This window comes from Nitrosomonas sp. Is35 (genome assembly GCF_033063295.1).
In the GTDB taxonomy this organism is placed as follows: domain Bacteria; phylum Pseudomonadota; class Gammaproteobacteria; order Burkholderiales; family Nitrosomonadaceae; genus Nitrosomonas.
In genome coordinates this window covers 2,489,058-2,508,682 of record NZ_JAWJZH010000001.1, presented here as the reverse complement: position 1 = coordinate 2,508,682, position 19,625 = coordinate 2,489,058, and the positions used below count along the sequence as shown (strand labels likewise).

The following is a 19,625-nucleotide window of genomic DNA, read 5'->3' as shown; positions in this document are numbered from 1 at the left end:
AAGACGGAATGACAAATATTATTCCGGTAGAAGAAGCGAAAACACTGGATGGTCTTTTCAGGGCACGTGTGCAACGTTCACCGCAAAAGGAAGCCTATCGTTATTTCAATCCGATCAGCGAGGAATGGGCGAACTATACCTGGGAGCAGATGAATCAATGGGTGGCGCGCTGGCAAGCCGCGCTGATGAAAGAATCGCTCGCGGCGGGCGACCGGGTCGCGGTGATGATGAAGAATTGCCCGGAATGGGTGATGTTCGAGCAAGCCGCGCTCGGCCTCGGGCTGGTGGTGATTCCCTTGTACACGGATGACCGGGTTGAGAATGCGGCTTACGTCATCAACGATGCCAACGTTAAATTATTGTTGCTGGATAACTCGCATCAATGGCAGCAATTTTTGACCATCCACAATGAAATAGAGGGACTGCAACGGGTGCTCATCCTCCGGCCCTTTGAGCCGGACAGCATCGATGCTTGCGACAATGTCCGTATCGTGGCTGCGATGGATTGGCTGTCGTCGGCTCATGCCGGTGAAGTGCAGCATATCCCCAGCGATCCGCATGCGCTGGCCACGATCATTTATACCTCCGGCACATCCGGCCGCCCCAAGGGTGTGATGCTCAGTCATCACAATATTTTGAGTAACGTGGCCAGCTGTTTGCAGGTGATTCCGGTGCAACCGGATGATTTGCTGCTGTCATTTTTACCGTTGTCTCACACTTTTGAACGGACATCGGGGTATTACGTGCCTATGATGGCGGGCGCGACGATTGCGTATGCACGCTCGATTCCGCAGTTGCAGGAAGATCTGCTGACCATCCGCCCGACGTTGTTGATTTCGGTGCCGCGCATCTACGAACGGGTTTATGCGGGCATACAGGCGAAACTGGCCGAAGGCTCGGGTTTTGCGCGCTGGTTGTTCAATTTTGCGGTGGAAGCCGGGTACAGCCAGTTTGAATGCCAGCAAAGAAGGGGGTACCGGCGCTTGTCGCATGTGTTGTGGCCAATCCTCGATCGGTTGGTGGCCAGCAAAGTGCTGGGTAAGCTGGGCGGAAGGTTGCGGATGGTGATGAGCGGCGGCGCGGCCTTACCGGCTGAAGTTTCGCGCATATTTATCGGTCTTGGATTGCCTGTTTTGCAAGGCTACGGAATGACGGAAAGCAGTCCGGTCGTGTGTGCTAACCGGGTTGAGGATAATGTGCCGGCCAGTGTCGGTTTGCCGATTCCCGGCGTGGAAGTCAAATTGGGGGAAAACAATGCCTTGCTGGTGCGGGGGCCGAATGTGATGCTGGGATATTGGAATAATCCTGAAGCGACGAAAGCGGTGATTTCGCCTGATGGCTGGCTGAATACCGGTGATATCGCATCGATTGATGCGCAAGGCCATGTAACGATTACCGGGCGGTTGAAGGAAATTATCGTTTTGTCGACCGGTGAGAAAGTGCCGCCGGGTGATATGGAAGCCGCGATTCTGCGTGATCCGCTGTTTGAACAGGTGATGCTGATCGGCGAAGCGCGTTCTTATTTAAGTATTCTGGCGGTATTGAATCCGGCCCGGTGGCAGGATCTTATCGCGCATTATGGTCTGGATGATCGTTTGGATAGTGAACAGCAGAAACATCAGCTGGAGAAAATTTTGCTGGAAAAAATCACGCACCAAACCAGTGAATTTCCAGGCTATGCCAAAATACGCCGTGTTGCCGCCGTTCATGAACCTTGGACTATTGAAAACGGGCTGTTGACACCCACGCTCAAATTAAAGCGCACAAAGGTGCTGGAAAAATATAAAGCCGAAGTCGACAAACTATATATCGGGCATTAAGCAGCGGGCATTGCCCCATTGAATCTTTTCGAGAGAAGGAAACAAGCCGATGGCAAAAGATACGAGTAAGCTGGATAAAGTGGTTCTGGAAGCGCGCCGGAATGCCGAAAAACGCGCGCAGGGATACCGCGAACAAGCGCTTAAATTATTTCCCTGGGTGTGCGGGCGTTGCGCGCGCACGTTCGATCATAAGAATTTACAGTTACTGGAAGTGCATCACAAAAACAGCAATCACGACGATAATCCGCCCGATGGCAGTAACTGGGAACTGCTCTGCACTTACTGCCACGAAAACGAGCATTCCAAGCTCAAGGATGCCATGGGCCGGACGGATAGCGGGCAAACCGGAAACACGGCGACGTTCAATCCTTTTGCCAATCTGAAAGATATGCTGAAGAACAAACCTTGATCCGGATTCCGCTTGTTCAATTGAATTCAGATCAATGGCGGTATTCCAGGCTGAAGTGCGTTGTATTAAACGGGCAGGCGGTTATAATGAGTTTTTCGAGCGCAGAGGAGTCAGGTCATGGTGAAGTTAACGGATATCAAAGGAATCGGTCCGGCTACAATCAAAATATTGCAAGAACGCAAAATAAAAACGGTTGAGGCGCTGGCTTCGCTGAGTTTGGAAGAGCTGCGGAAAATACCGGGTTTCAAAGGTGAGTTGCGTGCGCGTGCGGTCAAACAAGCCGCGGCGGATAGCCTGCGGGAAAAGCCAATCAAACCAGCCAAACCGGCCGGTGCGGCGGATAGCAGCCCACTGACTGTGATCAAGAAGACTGTAGCCGGTCAGATAGTAAATCCGCCTGAAGCGGATAAAGCAAAAGACAAAGATAAAGGCAAAGACGAGAAAAAAGCCCGGAAAGACGACAAGAAAGCAGTAAAAGACAAAGAAAAGAAAAAGAAGCATAAAGATAAGAAAAAAGACGGCAAGAAAAAAGACGGCAAGAAAAAAGATAAAAAGAAATCATAGCTCCTTGGGTCTGATCAAACATTGCAGGCGCGCTTGATGCGCTTTTGCCGAAATGGGCGCAGTACCGAAATCAAGCACAGCGGTTGCAGCGGTGGTCAGTAATTTACCGGAATCGTTAACAGGTGGGGGATCATGGCACAGGTGGCAGAGTAATTGATCCAGACCGGGATTATGGCCGACGATCAGCAAGGTGTGAGCGCCTGCGCCGTATTGATCGACCAGCGCAATCAGGTCATTGAGCGATGCTTCATAGATTCTGTCTTCCCACAGCACATGCTGCTGAGCGAAATCCAATTGCTCCGCAACCAACTGGCAGGTTTGTTTTGCGCGCCGCGCAGGTGAACAGAGTATCCGGCCGATGCGGTACTGTTTCTGTTTCAACCATTGTCCCATTTGTTTTGCAGCTTTTTTGCCGCGCGTGGTCAGCGGGCGGTCGAAATCGGATTTGCTCGCATCGCTCCAGTCCGATTTGGCGTGTCGCATGATGATCAGCTGATTTTTTTGCATCGCTTGAATAGAAAACATATTCACCAACCAACATACTATCACCCTTATGGCGCCGAACATGGATGAATCCTACGCAGCAGTGGATTTAGGTTCAAACAGCTTTCATATGATTGTGGCGAATTGGGCGGATGGCCGCTTGCAGATCATCGACCGCATGAAAGAAATGGTGCGATTGGCTTCTGGCTTGAATGACAAGCAGGAATTGTCCAACGAATCGATGCAGCAGGCGCTGGAATGCCTGCAGCGGTTCGGTCAGCGCATCCGGGAAATTCCGCATGTGAATGTACGTGCCGTCGGTACCAATACGCTGCGCCAAGCCCGCAATGGCGGCGATTTTTTGCTACAAGCGCACCATGCATTGGGTCATCCGATTGAGATTATTGCCGGCCGTGAAGAAGCACGGCTGATTTATTCCGGTGTGGCGCATACGTTGTACGATGAGGTCAATAAGCGGCTGGTGATCGACATCGGCGGCGGCAGTACGGAGCTGATCATCGGCCGGGGGTACGACACCTACCAGACGGAAAGCTTGTATATGGGTTGCGTCAATATGGAGCAGCGGTTTTTCGACGACGGTAAGATAAAAGCCAAAAAAATGCGCAAGGCCATCTTGTTTGCAATGCAGGAACTGGAATCGCTGGAAACGGCGTATAAGAAAACAGGCTGGGATTATGCCTTGGGTTCTTCCGGCACCATCATTGCCATACGCGATGTGGTGCAAGCGCAAGGCTGGTGCGATTCCGGCATCACAGCACCCGCGCTGACGCAATTGATGGACGAGCTTATCGCGATCGGTGACAGTGCGTTCATTAATTTTCCTGGTTTATCGGAACGCAGAAAGCCGGTTTTTGCTAGCGGCGTCGCGATATTGTACGGTGTGTTTGAGGCACTCAATCTGAAGAAGATCGATGTATCCGAAGGCGCGTTGCGTGAAGGTTTGCTGTATGACCTGATCGGCCGGGTGCACGATGAAGATGTCAGGGACAACACGGTCATGGCGGTAGCGCAACGCTACAATGCCGATCTGGAGCAAGCTGGCCGAGTCAGAGACACTGCCGGAAATTTTTTTAATCAGGTAAAAGCGTCCTGGGAATTGGATGAAAAAAACGACCTGAAATTACTGCTGTGGGGCGCTTACATTCATGAAATCGGCTTATCGGTTGCGCATAACCAATATCACCGGCACGGCGCTTATCTGACGGCCAATTCGGATTTGGCTGGTTTTTCGCGCCAGGAGCAAACGAAATTGGCGATGCTGGTGCGCAGCCATCGCCGCAAGTTTCCCGTGGAAGAATTTGAATCGATTGCTGTTTCCATGCGCACCTCCATTATTAGATTATGTATCTTGCTCAGGCTGGCGGTGGTGATGCACAGAAGCCGCTCGAACATCAGCTTGCCGGAAATACTGATTTACGTAAATAAGAACCGCGTGAATTTGGACTTTCCGCCCGGCTGGCTGGATAAACACCCCTTAACGCTGGTTGATCTCATTACCGAGCAAGGTTTTTTGCAGATCGCGGATATCAAACTATCCTTTCATTAGGCAGTTGCAACAGCTTACTTGAGATTACATGCGGAATTCATTGCAAGCTATTGAACTTATGGGTTGCGAGCGCTAGACTGCTGCATTTCCCGATATCGGAAAAACGGATTTTTTGTGTTCAAAGTTTTACCCAATGATGTTCCAATGAGAGAGGGGATGGCATGCAATTAGGAAAACTTGTGCGCCGGTTTAGCGGGATTTGCAGCATCGCATTGTTTTTGATGCTGATTCAATCGGCTCCTGTGGTGGCCGAAGAGTGGATTTATACCGTCCGGCCCGGCGATAATCTGTGGAATCTGGCGGAACGCCATCTAAAAAGCATGGAATACGTGCAACCGTTGCAACAGCTCAATCAAGTGCGCAATCCCTACGTGATACCGCCCGGCACCGCGCTGCGAATTCCAGTGGCCTGGACAAAACAGCAGGATATCTTCGCGCACGCAGTCAGTGTCTACGGTACCGCCACGTTACAGCGCAAAAACCAGGAACGCATACCGCTTGAGCAAGGCATGCAATTGCTGACGGGCGATGAAATCCAAAGCGGAAACGATGCGTTCGTAACCGTGGAATTCGCCGATGGGTCGCAAATGCGCGTGCAAGAAAACACCCAGCTGCGCCTGGAGAATATGCGCATGTTCGGCGATTATGGGCTGATTGACACGTTGGTCGATATGCGTCAGGGACGCACGGAAAATTCCGTACCGAAAAAATCCGAGAAAGCCACCCGGTTCAAAATCAAAACACCATCCGCAATCAGTTCGGTGCGCGGCACGGATTTCCGCGTTGGGGTCATCGAAACGCAATCCGGCACCAGCAGCGAAGTGCTGACCGGCAGCGTGGAAGTCAATGGCGAAAGAAAACAAGTCAAAGTGCCGGCGGGGTATGGCACGGTAACCATCGAAGGCAAGCCGCCGGTCTCTCCGGTCAAATTGCTGCCGCCGCCGGACTTATCCGAAGCCGCGCATTATTATCAAAATTTGCCGCTGGTGATTAAATTTGCCCCACTGGCGGGGGCGCACGCATACCGGGCGCAGATTGCCGCCGACCGGGACTTTAAAAACTTACGCTCTGAATTTACCGCAGCGAGTTTGCCTTTCCGCGACGGTGATATCCCCGATGGCGATTATTGGCTCAGAGTGCGCGGCATCGATGGTTTATCGATCGAAGGCAAGGATGCGGTCATTGCGTTCGCGCTGAATGCCTACCCGGAAGCGCCTTTTATTCTTGCGCCCCTGCCGGGCGGCATGGCGGAGCCGGAGAAGCAGCAATTCAAATGGGCGGCGCAAGCGGATGTGTCGCACTACGCCGTCATGATCAGCAAGGATGCCGATTTTTCATCGTCTTTGTACTTTAATCCCGAAGTGAAAGAGAACAGTGTGACGTTATCCGAATCGCTGACGCCCGGTCACTATTTCTGGCGTATTTTCGCCGTATCCGCGCGCGAAGGCGCGGGGCCGTTCAGCGATACCATGGCATTCCGCGTACCCTATCCCGCACCGGCGGTGGGTGAAGCGAAGCTGGACGATAACAAAATGACATTCGCCTGGCGGGCCGCTGTGGAAGGACAGAGCTTTCAGTTTCAATTCGCGCGCGATAAGGAATTCACTCAGATTATTCATGATGAGTCGACCACCGCTTCGCAGCTGACGATCGCAAAACCGGATAGCGGCACTTATTATTTGCGTATCAAAACAATCGAAGCGGACGGTTTCCAAGGTCCGTGGGGAACGCCGCAAGCGATTGAAGTGCCTTTCGGTATCTCATACTGGTTCATGCTACTGATGCTGCTGCCATTGCTTGTATTGATATGATCCTGGCGGGCCGGTCGTGGAAGCATTACTCATTTGCTGCGCGTATCGTCATCCTGTTGACCGGGGTCGCTGCCATCGCTTATACGGAAGTGCTGGAGCGTTTTGATTTTATCCTCTATGACAAAATAGCCGTTCTGCAGCAATATCCGCAAGATCCGGATATCGTAATCGTTGCCATCGACGATGAGAGCTTTAAAGTGTTAGGCCGCTGGCCGTGGTCCAGGGGCGTGCATGCGGAATTAATCAACCGGCTGAATTCAATCGGTAACAAAGCGCTGGCTCTGGATTTACTGTTGTCCGAGCCGCAGGAAAACGATCCCTACGCCGATCACTTACTGGCTCAAGCCATCGCCGCTCACGGTAATGTCATTTTTCCCGTGGCGCCGGTATTCGACGCCCATATGGAATCGCTGATGCTGGTGCAGCCGCTGCCGCTGTTTACCCAGCAGGCGGTATTGGGCCATGTCGATATCGAACTGGATAGCGATGGCGTGGCCCGGCGGGTTTATCTGTCCGCGGGGATCAATGCACCCGAATGGCCTGCGCTGGGATTGGCGCTGACCAATCCGGCGGCGGTAAGAGCCATGCAGCAGCAAGTCCATGAAACAGTATCCGGTCAACCGGAACATTGGGAGAGAGCGCAAGAAGCGCTGATACCGTATGCAGGCGAGTCCGGTAGTTTCCGCAAAATATCGTACGCCCGGGTGTTGTTCGACGATGCCGTCCTGGCCGGTTTAAGGGACAAAACCGTGCTGGTCGGTATGACGGCCACCGGGATGGGAACACGCTTTGCCACACCGCTCTCGCCGCTCAATCATCAACCCATGACGGGCGTGGAATGGCATGCCAATGTGTTCTCCATGCTGACATCCAATCGCATGATTTATCCGGCGCCGGGAATGATAACAGCCGCGCTCTCGGTTGTGTGGGTCAGCGCGATTCTGGTCATTCTCGCTTGGGTAGGAAAGAATCTTACCATTCCGCTATTGCTCGCATTCATGGCCGCCGGACTGTTTCTCTCCGGCTTGATTCTGGAATTGAACCGTGTCTGGATTCCTCCCGGTGCTGCCTTGTTAGGCACATTGTCGCTGTATCCGCTGTGGAATTGGCGCCGCATCAATGAATTTTTGCGCACACTCTGGATGAGCAAAGCGCATTCCAATGTGGCGCTGGAGTCGATCGGCGACGGTGTCATTATCACCGACGTTTCCGATCAAGTGATTTACATCAACACAGGCGCGGAAAAAATTCTGCGTACCCGGCTCGAGCAAATCAAGGGAAAACCATTAGCGGAAATTCTCGGGTTTGATACGAATGTGGCTGATGTGCCGGTTGATCAAGCCGGGAAAGATTTCGCAGGCGGCAGCGTGAATAAACCCGGCATGGTTGAATGTGTGCTCAGAACCGCGCAGGGCAATGAACGGACGGTTCGCATCACGCGCAACCAATTGCTGGATGAGCAAAAAGCCACTATGGGTTCGGTGATCGCCATGACGGATATTACCGACCGGATCGAACTGGCGCAGCAAGTCGCGCATCAGCAGAGTTACGATGCGCTGACCAAGCTGCCGAACCGCTCAAGGCTGCTGGCGCAATTCGATTCCCTGATTCAGGAAATCGCCAATAGCGGAAAAATTATCACGGTATTTTTTGTCACCTTGGATAATTTTAAAAAAATTAACGATGCCATGGGACATCATGCCGGAGACAAACTGCTCAAAATGGTGTCCGGCCGTTTGTTTGACGCGGTGGCGCCGGAGGATATGCTGGCGCGCTGGGGTGGCGATGAGTTTGTGCTGTTATCCAGCTGTTTAGCCAAGGAAGATTCCGCGCCCGGAATGGCGCAGAAAATTCTCGATGCGATCCGGCAGCGTTTTGAGATCGACGGTCTGGAAGTCTTCGTTTCCGCCAGTATCGGGGTGAGTTTTTACCCGGATGACGGATTGACCAGCGAAACGGTGCTGGAGCGCGCCGGTACCGCGATGTACCGGGTCAAAAAGGATGGCGGCAATCACTTCGGTTTGTATTCGGCCGAATCCTCGGTGGTCTGGACACGCGATCAACTCGAACTGGAACGGGAATTGCGCGCGGCGATCAAGAATGACGAATTGCAGGTGCTGTTTCAACCGATCGTCCATGCGCAGTCGCATCACATTGCCCGCATCGAAGCGCTGGTACGTTGGCTGCACCCGAAGCGGGGCTATTTGTCGCCGAGCGAATTCATTCCGCTGGCGGAAGATATCGGCCAGATCGGGCAGTTGGGTGAAATCGTACTCAGAACCTCGTGTACCGCGGCGTATAACCTCTTGCAACTGGGCTACCCGGTGAATGTTTCGGTCAATGTGCATCCGCGGCAATTATTGAACCGGGATTTTCCGCAAACGATTCTGCAAGTGCTGCACGACACCGGACTGCCCGCGCAGTCCTTGATACTGGAAATCACCGAAAGCGCCATCGTGAACGACATGGAACGGGTCAGCAAGGTGCTAGAGGAAATCAGACGTTTGAATATTTTGATCGCTCTGGACGATTTCGGCACCGGTTATTCCTCGTTGACGCTGCTGCGGGAATTGCCGATCGATATCCTGAAAATTGATAAATCCTTCGTGCGTACGCTGGATCAGAACCGCAACGATCTGAAAATCGTGCAAGCCATTATCGGTCTGGGAAAGAATCTCGGTTTGACCGTGATTGCGGAAGGTGTGGAAACGGAGCGGCAAGTGAAGTTATTACTTCAACACGCCTGTTATTACCATCAGGGCTATTTCTTCAGCAGGCCGATTCCTTATGAAGCGCTGTACGAATTAATGCAGCACAAGCTGTATCAGGCCGGGCCGCAATAATGTTCCAGCAGCAGCTGCTGCGCCGAGCGCGGTTTGGCGGTGCCGGGCTTCGAACGTTTGTACGAACCGTCGCTTTGCAGTAACCAAGCTTGCGTGTTGTCGGACAGGTAGCTAAGCAGCCCTTGATCGATGACATTGTCGCTGGTGCGTTTCTCCTCGACCGGAAAACACACTTCCACGCGGTAATGTAAGTTGCGCGTCATCCAGTCCGCGCTGGAACAAAATACCAGCTCCTCGCCGATTCCTCCACCATTATGAAAATAATAAACCCGGGTATGCTCGAGAAAACGGCCGACGATGGAACGTACGCTGATATTTTCCGATACCCCTTTAACGCCGGGGCGCAAGCAGCAGATGCCACGGATGATCAAATCGATTTTGACACCCGCTTGCGACGCCTTGTACAACGCGGCGATAATTTCCGGATCGACCAGCGCGTTCATCTTGGCGATGATCCAGGCTTTTTTCCCAGCGGCTGCGGCGCTGATTTCCTTTTCGATATAACTCAGGATACCCTTATGCAGCGTGAACGGCGATTGTAAAAGCTTTTTCAGCTTACCTGCGCGGCCCAAACCGGTCAGTTGGTGAAACAGTTTATTGACGTCCTCGCCGATGGCCTTGTCGCAGGTCAGCAGACCGTAATCGGTATACAACCGCGCGGTGCGGGCGTGATAGTTGCCGGTTCCCAGATGCACGTAGCGGCGCAAGGCGCGGCCTTCCCGCCGCACCACCAGAATCATTTTCGCGTGGGTTTTGTAATTGACCACGCCGTACACGACGTGCGCGCCCACTTGCTGCAACTCGCTGGCCAGTTCGATATTGGCTTCTTCATCGAAGCGCGCGCGCAATTCGATCACTACCGTGACTTCCTTACCCGCACGCGCCGCTACCTTGAGCGCTTCGACCACGGCGGAATCGGCGCCGGTGCGGTACAGGGTCTGCTTGATCGACAGTACATTGGGATCGGCGGCTGCCTGACGGAGAAAATCGATGACCGGAGCGAACGATTGAAACGGGTGGTGCAGCAGTATGTCGCCGTTATGCAGCGCGTCAAAAATATTGGTGTTTTTCAGCAAACGCTTGGGAATGTCGGGCGTGAAACCGACGAATTTCAATTCCGGCCGGTCGACCAGATCGCAGATTGCCAGCAAACGGCCCAGATTGACAGGTCCCGTAACCTGATACAGATCGTTTTGCTGTAATTCAAACTTGTGCAACAGAAAACGGCTGAGATTATCCGGGCAATTATCCGCGACTTCCAAGCGCACGGCGTCGCTGAATTTGCGCGATGGCAATTCGCCTTCCAATGCGCGCAGCAAATCGTCGATCTCTTCGTCGTCGATCAATAAGTCGCTATCGCGCGTCACTTTGAATTGATAACAACCGGTCACGCTCATGCCTGGAAACAGATCGCCCACATGCGCATGAATGATCGACGAGAGCATGACAAAGTCGTTATTGCCCTCGCTATACTTGGCCGGAATCGGAACCACCCGGGGCAAGGAACGCGGCGCTTGCACGATGGCCAGCCCGGAATCCCGTCCGAAGGCATCCTTGCCTTCGAGCGAAATGATGAAATACAGATTTTTGTTCAACACCTTCGGAAATGGGTGCGCGGGATCCAGGCCGATCGGGCTGAGTACCGGCAATACTTCATCCTTAAAGTAGCGGTGAATCCAGCGGCCGAGCAGCGGTTTCCACTGCGCGCGGCGCAGCAAACGTATTTTGTCCTTGGCTAATGCTGGAATGATCAAGTCATTCCACACGCTGTATTGCTCCTGCACAAACTGATGCGCAGTTTCGCTGACGCGCGCCAGCACTTCGGCTGGGGATAGATTATCCGGGCCGGTTTGCGTCGAATTGTATTTGACCTGCTGTTTTAAACCGGCTACGCGAATTTCAAAGAATTCGTCCAGATTAGTACTGGCGATGCATAAGAAGCGCAGTCTCTCCAGCAGCGGCAGGCTTTCATCCTTGGCTTGCTCGATGACGCGCCGGTTGAATTCCAGCAGGCTCAGTTCGCGGTTGATGTACAGCGTCGGGTTTTTAAGATCGAGAGTATCCATCAATGGAAGTTGTTCAGGTGATTTTTACTTTTTCTTGTCAATTTATTGCCATTCCAATGTGCTTGTGTGGAAAATACGCGAGTTTGCCGGAGTCCGGTTTATACCGCATTAATGTTTCATTTTGGTGACAGTTTCAATAATTTGCCATTGTCTTCATCTGTCAGCAGATACAACGCGCCGTCCGGACCTTGCTCCACATCGCGGAATCGCAGCGTGTTGGTCAATAACCGTTCTTCGCTGAGAATTTTTTTATCATCGGAGGTTAAACGCACGATTTGCCGTCCGGCCAAAGCGCCGACAAACAAGTTGCCGTGCCATGCCGGAAACAATTTGCCGGTATAGAACACCATTCCGGACGGTGCGATCGACGGCACCCAGTAGTGAATGGGTTCTTCAAAGCCTTGCCCGGCGTGTTCGTGCTTTATCGGCGTACCGTCGTAGTGCATGCCGTAGTTGGCTTTGGGCCAGCCGTAATTTTTACCGGGCTGCGGGATATTGATCTCGTCGCCGCCCTTGGGGCCATGTTCATGAATCCACAACGCGCCGGTTTTCGGATGAATCGTAGCGCCCTGCACGCTGCGATGACCGTACGACCAGATTTCCGGTTTGGCTTGCGGATTGTTGACAAACGGATTGTCAGCAGGCACCGAGCCGTCGGGCTTGATGCGGATGATCTTACCGATGTGATTGCTCAGGTTCTGCGCTTCTCCCATGTAATCACCGCGATCGCCCAATGTGATGAACAGATTGCCATCCGGCGCAAACGCCAGACGCGAACCGAAATGTACCGACCCCGGTACTTTCGGTATTTGACGGAAGATCACTTGCAGATTCTCCAAACTGCCGTCCTTCAACTCGGCCCGGGCAACCGCCGTACCGGCCCGCGATCCTTCCGGCTCGGCATACGACAGGTAAATCAGCCGGTTCTTGGCAAATTCCGGATCCAGTGCGACATCGAGCAAACCGCCTTGCTGCTGAAAGAAAACCGCCGGAACGCCTTTGATGGGCTCCGATACCTTGCCATCCGGTGTGATGATACGTAACCGGCCAACCTTCTCCGTTACCAGCACACTGCCATCCGGCATGAACGCCATGCCCCACGGGAATTGCAATCCCTCGGCCACCAGGCGCACATCGAATTCGGTTTGGAGGCGTTGCGCTTGCACGGTTTGTGGAACCGCAAGACAGAGAGCGATTGCGATCAGGATTTTTTTAAGTGGTGGTTTCATAGTGGATAGTGTCACGGTGCATGAGTTAACGCGCTCCACTGTACCATTCCTGCCGGAGCGGCTCAATACAGGCCGGATCAAAACACCACAATCCGTACCCGCACGCCGCCGAACACATTGAGCGGCGGTCCCGGTTCATAATAACGACCCAGTGCCGCATTGATGCGAGTATTGGCGTTGTATTGCGCGTCGAACAGGTTGTTGACGCCGAAAAAGATCGAGCTTTCAAAGTTGTTGCGCCGCAACTCCCATCCCGCCAGCAGTTGACCCAAGGTATACGCCGGGTTGGTTGCGCTATTGGTGTCGTTGACAAAAAACTCGCCAACGCGGTGCACGTGCAGTTGCCCGAAAAAACCGAGCGGGTGCGCGTAGCGCAGCAATCCTTCCCAGCGATGCCGGGGAATTCCCGGGAAAATATTGCCTTTCAGGTTGGTATCGTTGGCGATGTATTTTTCAAATTCAAAATCGGAAAAGGTGTAACTGACTTCGCCGCGCAGCCCTTTCCATTCCGGCGTCGCCAGGCGCGTTTCCACGCCGATGCGGCGCGATTGCCCGGCGTTGCGGAAAAACGCCCGGCCGGGCGATGTGGCGAGCTCGAACGGTGTAATCTCGTTCCACGTGCGGATAAAAAATACCGCCGTGTCGTATTGAAATCCGGCGGTGTTGCCGCGAAAGCCGAGTTCGTTGCTGAGTGATGTTTGCGCGTTCAGATTCGGATTGAAACCGCCTTTCCCGGCGGGATTGTTGATCAATTCGGTGGTGGTCGGCGCTTCAAAGACGGAAGCGGTATGCGCGTAAATCTGCTGCTGGCTGGTGACGTGATACACCAGACCGGCGGTGCCACTGGCTTGCGACACGGTGCGCGCGCCGGATTGGTTACCGTCGCTTTTGAATTGATCTTTGACTTCGTACCGCAGCCAATCCCAGCGCCCACCGAACACCACATCCAGCTTATCCGCCACACGCCATTCGTTGCGGAAAAACGGCCCGGTGCTTTGCACGCGTTCGGTCTGACTCAAGTTCAATGCGCCGCGCACACCGGAATTGTTGTTGAAACGCTGCCGGTCGTCATTCTGGATGCCGTAATCAACACCGATCAGAAAGCGGTTGGGGCGATTGAATAAAATGTGATCGTTGACAAACTGCATCATCAATCCGCCCACCTGCCGGTCAAACTGCACCTGTCCGCCGTCGAAAAACTGCTGGCGGCTTTGAAAATCCCGTTGCAACCAATGTCCCGTCACGCTGAATTCCTTGCCGGCAGACGGTCTCTGGCGAAAGCGGATACCCATTTCCTCCTGGCGGATTTCCTCACCGGCGTTGTACTGCACATTGCGTGCGGAAGCTTGCCGGGGATCGGCCTGCACTTCCGCTCGAGTCAAAGCGCCGGGATCTTTCGACAGCGGCGAATAAAATTCGCGGAACACCAGCATCAAATCGGAATCGGCACTCGTCTGAAAATTCAGTTTAGCCTGTGAAAACGTATTCTGCATCGCGCTATGATCGCGCCAGCCATCCTGTTGCGTGTGCGAACCATACAAACTGTAACCAAAGTTTCCTTGCCGTCCGCCCATAAATAACTCGGACTTCAGATAACCGTATTGCCCGAACACCTGGCGCGGCATCACGACGAATTTCTCCGGCGGCGCTTCGCGCGTGGTGATGTCGATCATGCCGCCGGAGGCATTGCCGTACAGCGACGCGGAAGGCCCGCGCAGAATATCCATGCGCTCGATCAGCGACGGATCGATCGAATCCAGCTGCGTTTGCCCGTCCGGCAATGTCGCCGGGATGCCGTCGACGCGCATCTGAATACCGCGCACCCCGAACGGCGAGCGCGCGCCAAACCCGCGAATCGCAATGCGCAAGTCCTGCGTGAAGTTGAACTGATTCTGAAAAAACACCCCTGGCGTGCTACGCGCGAACTCATCCAACGTCGCGCCGGGCTGGTAGTTATGCTGCGGAGTGCGCGTGATCTGTGTGACGCTGTTGGGAATCTGTTCCGGTGAACGTTCGCTGCGCGTGGCGGTGATGTTGATCGGATTGAGAATTACGGATTGTGAAGAACCGGGATTTTGCGCCTGGGCTGGCATTATGCTTGTCACGCAGCCAACCAACATGAAGACACGGCGAATCACCCAGGATATGCGGCAAAAATGAAAATGTATGGCAGGAGTAAACAACATGCGGGCAAGTTTACCATTCTGCCCAGCAACGTTAAATTATTGGGCCGCTCTGCTTGAGTTTTGCTATGGCGAAAGCTATTGTGTTGATGTTAAGGAATGAAACGGCAAACCCATCGCGACGAGTTGAATTAAACAAAAAAGCCCATGCAAAAATCTGAAATGTCATCGAGCAGCGCATCCAACGACGAAAAGCTGGGTCCCGATCAATCTGCCTTTTGGTGGCTGATCGGATTGGCCACGCTATTGCTACTGGGATCGGCCTTAATTGCCTGGCAACAGCCGCCGAATCCGGATGCCAATCGTACTGCCGCACCGGGATGGATCGATACCTTGCAGTATCCAATCGAACAGAACGTTTTCAAGCGCGTGACTGTGATTAATGCAAATTTGGGGGCTGTATTTGCCTTGGATCAACATGTCTGGGCGGTGGGTGATGTTGGTCTGATTGCACACAGCGCGAATGGCGGGAAAACCTGGGAACCCCAAACTAGCGGTACTCGAGAAAGGCTTAACAGTGTCACGTTCCATGCGGACGGGCAGCAGGGCTGGGTGGCGGGCTCTGGTGGCACGATATTAAAGACAAATGATGGCGGGAAAAGCTGGGAACCCCAAACCAGCAGCACTCGAGAAAGGCTTAACAGCATCACGTTCCATGCGAACGGACAGCAGGGCTGGGCGGCAGGCGAAGATGGTACGATCCTAAAAACAGTGGATGGCGGGAAAACCTGGGAAACCCAAACCAGCGGGACTCGAGCATGGCTTGCTAGCATCACGTTCCATGTGAACGGACAGCAGGGCTGGGTGGCAAGCTCTGGCGGCACGATCCTAAAAACAGTGGATGGCGGGAAAACCTGGGAGCCCCAAACCAGCGGAACTCGAGCACAGCTTACTAGCATCACGTTCCATGCAGACGGCCAGCAGGGCTGGGCGGCAGGCGATGATGGCAAGATCCTGAAGACGGTGGATGGCGGGAAAACTTGGGAACTCCAAACCAACGGGACTCGAGCATGGCTTACTAGCATCACCTTTCATGCGGGTGGGCAGCAGGGCTGGGCGACAGGCGATGATGGCAAGATCCTGAAGACCGTGAATGGCGGGAAAACTTGGGAACTCCAAATCACCGGGACTCGAGCATGGCTTACTAGCATCACGTTCCATGCGAACGGGCAGCAGGGCTGGGCGGCAGGCTCTGGTGGCACGATCCTAAAAACAGTGGATGGCGGAAAAACCTGGGATCCGCAAACCAGTGGAACTCTAGCACGGCTTACTAGCATTACGTTCCATGCGGGCGGGCAGCAGGGCTGGGCGGCAGGCGGTAGTGGCACGATCCTGAAGACAGTGGATGGCGGGAAAACCTGGGGGCCCCAAACCAGCGGGACTCGAGCATGGCTTGCTAGCATTACGTTCCATGCGAATGGACAGCAGGGCTGGGTGGCAGGCTCTGGCGGCACGATCCTGAAGACAGTGGATGGCGGGAAAACCTGGGAGCCCCAAACCAGCCGAACTCGAGCACAGCTTACTAGCATCACGTTCCATGCAGATGGCCAACAGGGCTGGGCGACAGGCTCTGGCGGCACGATTCTGAAGACAGCGGATGGCGGGAAAACTTGGGAGCCCCAAACCAGCGGAACTCGAGAAGAGCTTACTAGCATCACGTTCAATACAGACGGCCAACAGGGCTGGGTGACAGGCTCTGGCGGCACGATTCTGAAGACAGTGGATGGCGGGAAAACCTGGGAGCCCCAAACCAGCGGGACTCGAGCATGGCTTACTAGCATCACGTTCCATGCGAACGGACAGCAGGGCTGGGCGGCAGGCTTGGATGGCACGATCCTAAAAACAGTGGATGGCGGAAAAACCTGGGATCCGCAAACCAGCAGCATCACTCAAGAAGAGCTTATTAGCATCACGTTCCATGCGGACGGGCGGCAGGGTTGGGCGGCAGGCGAAGATGGCACGATATTGAAGACAGTGGATGGCGGGAAAAGCTGGCAGGCGCAAGCCAGCGGCACCAATGCATGGCTTGTTAGCATCACGTTTCAAGCGGATGGTCAGCAAGGCTGGGCGGCAGGCAAAGGTGGCACGATTCTAAAGACAGTGGATGGCGGGAAAAGCTGGCAGGCAGTTGTTTATCGTTTTTATCCGGCCCCGTGGTTTTATGGGTTTGCCTTGATTGCCTTGCTGATTTACGCAGCGGCATTCTGGTGGCGTGCCCGGTTGAATCACCGGTATGAACAGACGCAATCATCGACGGCCATGAACCGGGGTGTGACCGACAATCCAGCCGGGCCGGGCGAACAGGATTTGCTGGGTGCGCGCCTGATCGCCGACAGCCTGACGCATTTTCTGATCAACGAAAATACCCGGCCGCCGCTGACGCTGGCGATTACCGGCGAATGGGGCAGCGGCAAAAGCTCGGTGATGAATTATCTGTCCGCCAACCTGAAGCGCAAGGGATTGAAGCCGGTGTGGTTCAATGCCTGGCACCACCGCGAGGAACCGAGTGTGCTTGCATCGATTCTGGCCAATGTGCACAAGCAGGCGGTTAAACCCTGGTGGCGGCTGTCCGGTTTATGGTTCCGCTTGCGTTTATTGTGGCGGCGGCACTGGTTGTGGAAAGCGCTTTTGATAATGCTATTTGCCAGTCTGGCATTCATGGGGGCCTGGCTTTCGCAAACCGGAAAATGGAACGAGTCTTGGCGCTATGCGTTGTATACCCTTAAGATCGAACAGCCGGTCATGCTGGGTGAAAAAGGTTTCCGCCAGCTGTGTCCCGAGTGGGCTAGCCTGCACGATGGCCGTGAACAGGTTGTTCAGGAAAAATACGGTGATGAAGCTATTAAACGTGTTGTAGTACCACGGCATAAGCCATTAACGGCGGTGGTTTATGTCAATCCACCGAGTACCACCAAGGATATTTTCAGTGAAAGAGAATGCGAAGTGCTGCACGAATTGCATAACCATGAACGCATCCGCCGCGATGAACTGAATTGTTTGACCAGCATACCCGTGTCTGAAACGAAACAGGCTTGTTTTGCTTCGCCCAATGTGCTGCTCAAAACCGTGGAGCGAGGTTGGGGCACGACGCTGTCGCTCGATGATGAAAAAACGCTTCAATGGGCGATGGAATACCTGAGCCCGGATTTGCCGGTCCTGCTTCCCAATGCATTCGTTTCCTGGCTGACTGCGTTATCCGCGTTATTACTATTTCTCGCCATCAAAGGCATGGCGCTGCTGGGTTTGGCGCCGGTGTCCTTCATTCAGGGATTTTTGCGAACAACCGGTGCTGTTGGTGAAGCCACCGAAAAAGTAGGTACTCGCTTGCTGTTTGAGAGTCATTTTAGGGCGATCACGCGTTTATTGGGACAAAGGCGGCTGGTATTGTTTATCGACGATCTGGATCGCTGTGATCCGGAACATACTCGCAAAGTACTGGAAATCAGTAATTTTTTGTCCAGTTCCGGAGAATTGTTCATGGTGATCGGCATGTCGACGAAACATGTGCTGATCAATGTAACGTTGAGCTTTAAGGAGACGGCGCAGATGCATGATAACGATCCGGCAAACGTGCAACCGGATCAATCCGGAAAAGATTCCAATGCCGGGCAACAGAATGGGTTTGCGCGGAGCTATTTGCATAAATTGATCCATATCGTAGTGCCAGTACCCAAGCCGGAAACCGCGCAGATCAAGGCATTACTGATGGGTGGTCTGAGCAGCCAATCCAAAGCGGAAGACAGGATGATCAGCGATGAAAAGCGCGAGGCGCGCGCAGATAAAATTCTGGCGTTTTCGGCGGCATTCATTCGAAGATCATTATTTATTCTGGCGATTGCTGCCGGAATTTACCTGGGAATGGATTCAGCGGATCAAACTCGGAAGGAACAAAAGCAATCCGCTGCTGCGGCACCTCAGTCACCGGCAACGACTGCGGAGAACAAGGCGGCAGCAGCAGAATCTTCTACAAAACAAACGGACGTTACGGATCGACCCAAAGAAACAGTGTCATCAGACGGTGAGCTATTTAAGCCCGCCTATACGCAAGATAATTTCCAAGAATGGCCGCTCCAGATTGGAGTGGCGCTTGCTCTATTTGCGGTGGTCATGTGCATGCTGTTTTTTGTGTTGTTGCAGCGGTTGAATAAATTGGATGACAAAGAATGGCTGAACTGGATCAAGCCATTGCTGCAACGATTAAAGATTGCATTGCTCGGCCCGGAGCCTATCAAGGATACCGAGAGTTTTACCGAAGCGCTGGAAATTTGGCATCCGTTGATTGCCCAGAAAGATCCGACGCCGCGCACCATCAAGGCATTTCTCAACCGGTTGCGTTACTTGGTCAGCCGCAGGAACAGTTCACAGGATAGCGATCAGGAAACCAAAGGGCACGAAGCGCAATTGGTGGCGCTGGCGGCGTTGTTTTATGTTTATCCGAAGGATTTTGATAAAATGCTGACCGCGATAGAAGTATATTCCACTGATGAGACTGGTCCACCTATATTCCAGCTTAAAGAACTATGGCCTGATTTTGCAATGACATTGATGGCGCATCAAAAAGCATTTGGCAGGACTCCATCAACGGAAGATATCCAATTTTTTAAAAGCATGACGCAAGACATACATATTCACCGACCAAACGAAAGCTAA

At 53.4% G+C, this 19,625-nt stretch carries 11 protein-coding genes; 7 read left to right on the top strand and 4 right to left on the bottom strand.

The genetic code is table 11. The annotated features are described in order from the left end of the window. The first annotated feature begins 8 nt into the window (after nt 1-8). The 3 genes from R2083_RS11860 (at nt 9) to R2083_RS11850 (ending at nt 2,793) form a co-directional block, all read left to right on the top strand. The gene (locus R2083_RS11860; RefSeq protein ID WP_317538577.1) at nt 9-1,820 is read left to right on the top strand and encodes a long-chain fatty acid--CoA ligase; all 1,812 of its coding nucleotides are present in this window, start codon (nt 9-11) and stop codon (nt 1,818-1,820) included. 49 nt (nt 1,821-1,869) lie between these two features. Beyond that, nucleotides 1,870-2,229 (top strand): YajD family HNH nuclease, encoded by a 360-nt coding sequence (locus tag R2083_RS11855; RefSeq protein ID WP_108698088.1) that lies wholly within the window; start codon nt 1,870-1,872, stop codon nt 2,227-2,229. A gap of 117 nt (nt 2,230-2,346) precedes the next feature. After that, nucleotides 2,347-2,793, top strand: a complete 447-nt coding sequence (locus R2083_RS11850; protein ID WP_317538576.1) for a helix-hairpin-helix domain-containing protein — start codon at nt 2,347-2,349, stop codon at nt 2,791-2,793. Here R2083_RS11850 and sixA read toward each other — a convergent pair. After that, entirely contained in the window at nt 2,788-3,318 is a 531-nt protein-coding gene (sixA, locus tag R2083_RS11845; RefSeq protein ID WP_317531452.1) for a phosphohistidine phosphatase SixA, read from the bottom strand. The two genes, R2083_RS11850 and sixA, sit on opposite strands and share 6 nt — an antisense overlap. 40 nt (nt 3,319-3,358) lie before the next feature. Between sixA and ppx the strand changes: the two genes are divergently transcribed. From ppx to R2083_RS11830, 3 genes are all read left to right on the top strand, one after another. Next, nucleotides 3,359-4,843 (top strand): exopolyphosphatase, encoded by a 1,485-nt coding sequence (gene ppx, locus R2083_RS11840; protein WP_317531451.1) that lies wholly within the window; start codon nt 3,359-3,361, stop codon nt 4,841-4,843. A 161-nt stretch (nt 4,844-5,004) separates the two neighbouring features. Then, entirely contained in the window at nt 5,005-6,654 is a 1,650-nt protein-coding gene (locus tag R2083_RS11835; protein WP_317531450.1) for a FecR domain-containing protein, read from the top strand. Continuing rightward, on the top strand, nt 6,651-9,497 hold the full coding sequence (locus R2083_RS11830) for an EAL domain-containing protein (protein WP_317538575.1): 2,847 nt from the start codon (nt 6,651-6,653) through the stop codon (nt 9,495-9,497). Before R2083_RS11835 ends, R2083_RS11830 begins: the two co-directional genes overlap by 4 nt. Here R2083_RS11830 and ppk1 read toward each other — a convergent pair. The 3 genes from ppk1 to R2083_RS11815 form a co-directional block, all read right to left on the bottom strand. Further along, complete coding sequence (gene ppk1, locus R2083_RS11825) at nt 9,479-11,563, bottom strand: polyphosphate kinase 1 (protein WP_317531448.1); 2,085 nt, start codon at nt 11,561-11,563, stop codon at nt 9,479-9,481. The two genes, R2083_RS11830 and ppk1, sit on opposite strands and share 19 nt — an antisense overlap. A 116-nt stretch (nt 11,564-11,679) precedes the next feature. Continuing rightward, complete coding sequence (locus tag R2083_RS11820; protein ID WP_317538574.1) at nt 11,680-12,792, bottom strand: PQQ-dependent sugar dehydrogenase; 1,113 nt, start codon at nt 12,790-12,792, stop codon at nt 11,680-11,682. Nucleotides 12,793-12,869: 77 nt separating this feature from the next. Continuing rightward, nucleotides 12,870-14,897: a TonB-dependent receptor gene (locus R2083_RS11815; RefSeq protein ID WP_317538573.1), complete on the bottom strand. Its 2,028-nt coding sequence runs from the start codon at nt 14,895-14,897 to the stop codon at nt 12,870-12,872. A gap of 225 nt (nt 14,898-15,122) precedes the next feature. On the opposite strand from R2083_RS11815, the gene R2083_RS11810 reads away from it, so the two are divergent. Then, nucleotides 15,123-19,625, top strand: coding sequence for a YCF48-related protein (locus tag R2083_RS11810; protein ID WP_317538572.1), 4,503 nt, complete (start codon nt 15,123-15,125; stop codon nt 19,623-19,625).

Coding starts and splice junctions, on each gene's coding strand:
- R2083_RS11850 (WP_317538576.1), top strand. CDS start 2,347: ATGGTGAAGTTAACGGATATCAAAGGAATCGGTCCGGCTACAATCAAA.
- R2083_RS11855 (WP_108698088.1), top strand. CDS start 1,870: ATGGCAAAAGATACGAGTAAGCTGGATAAAGTGGTTCTGGAAGCGCGC.
- R2083_RS11820 (WP_317538574.1), bottom strand. CDS start 12,792: ATGAAACCACCACTTAAAAAAATCCTGATCGCAATCGCTCTCTGTCTT.
- R2083_RS11830 (WP_317538575.1), top strand. CDS start 6,651: ATGATCCTGGCGGGCCGGTCGTGGAAGCATTACTCATTTGCTGCGCGT.
- ppk1 (WP_317531448.1), bottom strand. CDS start 11,563: ATGGATACTCTCGATCTTAAAAACCCGACGCTGTACATCAACCGCGAA.
- R2083_RS11835 (WP_317531450.1), top strand. CDS start 5,005: ATGCAATTAGGAAAACTTGTGCGCCGGTTTAGCGGGATTTGCAGCATC.
- ppx (WP_317531451.1), top strand. CDS start 3,359: ATGGATGAATCCTACGCAGCAGTGGATTTAGGTTCAAACAGCTTTCAT.
- R2083_RS11810 (WP_317538572.1), top strand. CDS start 15,123: ATGCAAAAATCTGAAATGTCATCGAGCAGCGCATCCAACGACGAAAAG.
- R2083_RS11860 (WP_317538577.1), top strand. CDS start 9: ATGACAAATATTATTCCGGTAGAAGAAGCGAAAACACTGGATGGTCTT.
- sixA (WP_317531452.1), bottom strand. CDS start 3,318: ATGTTTTCTATTCAAGCGATGCAAAAAAATCAGCTGATCATCATGCGA.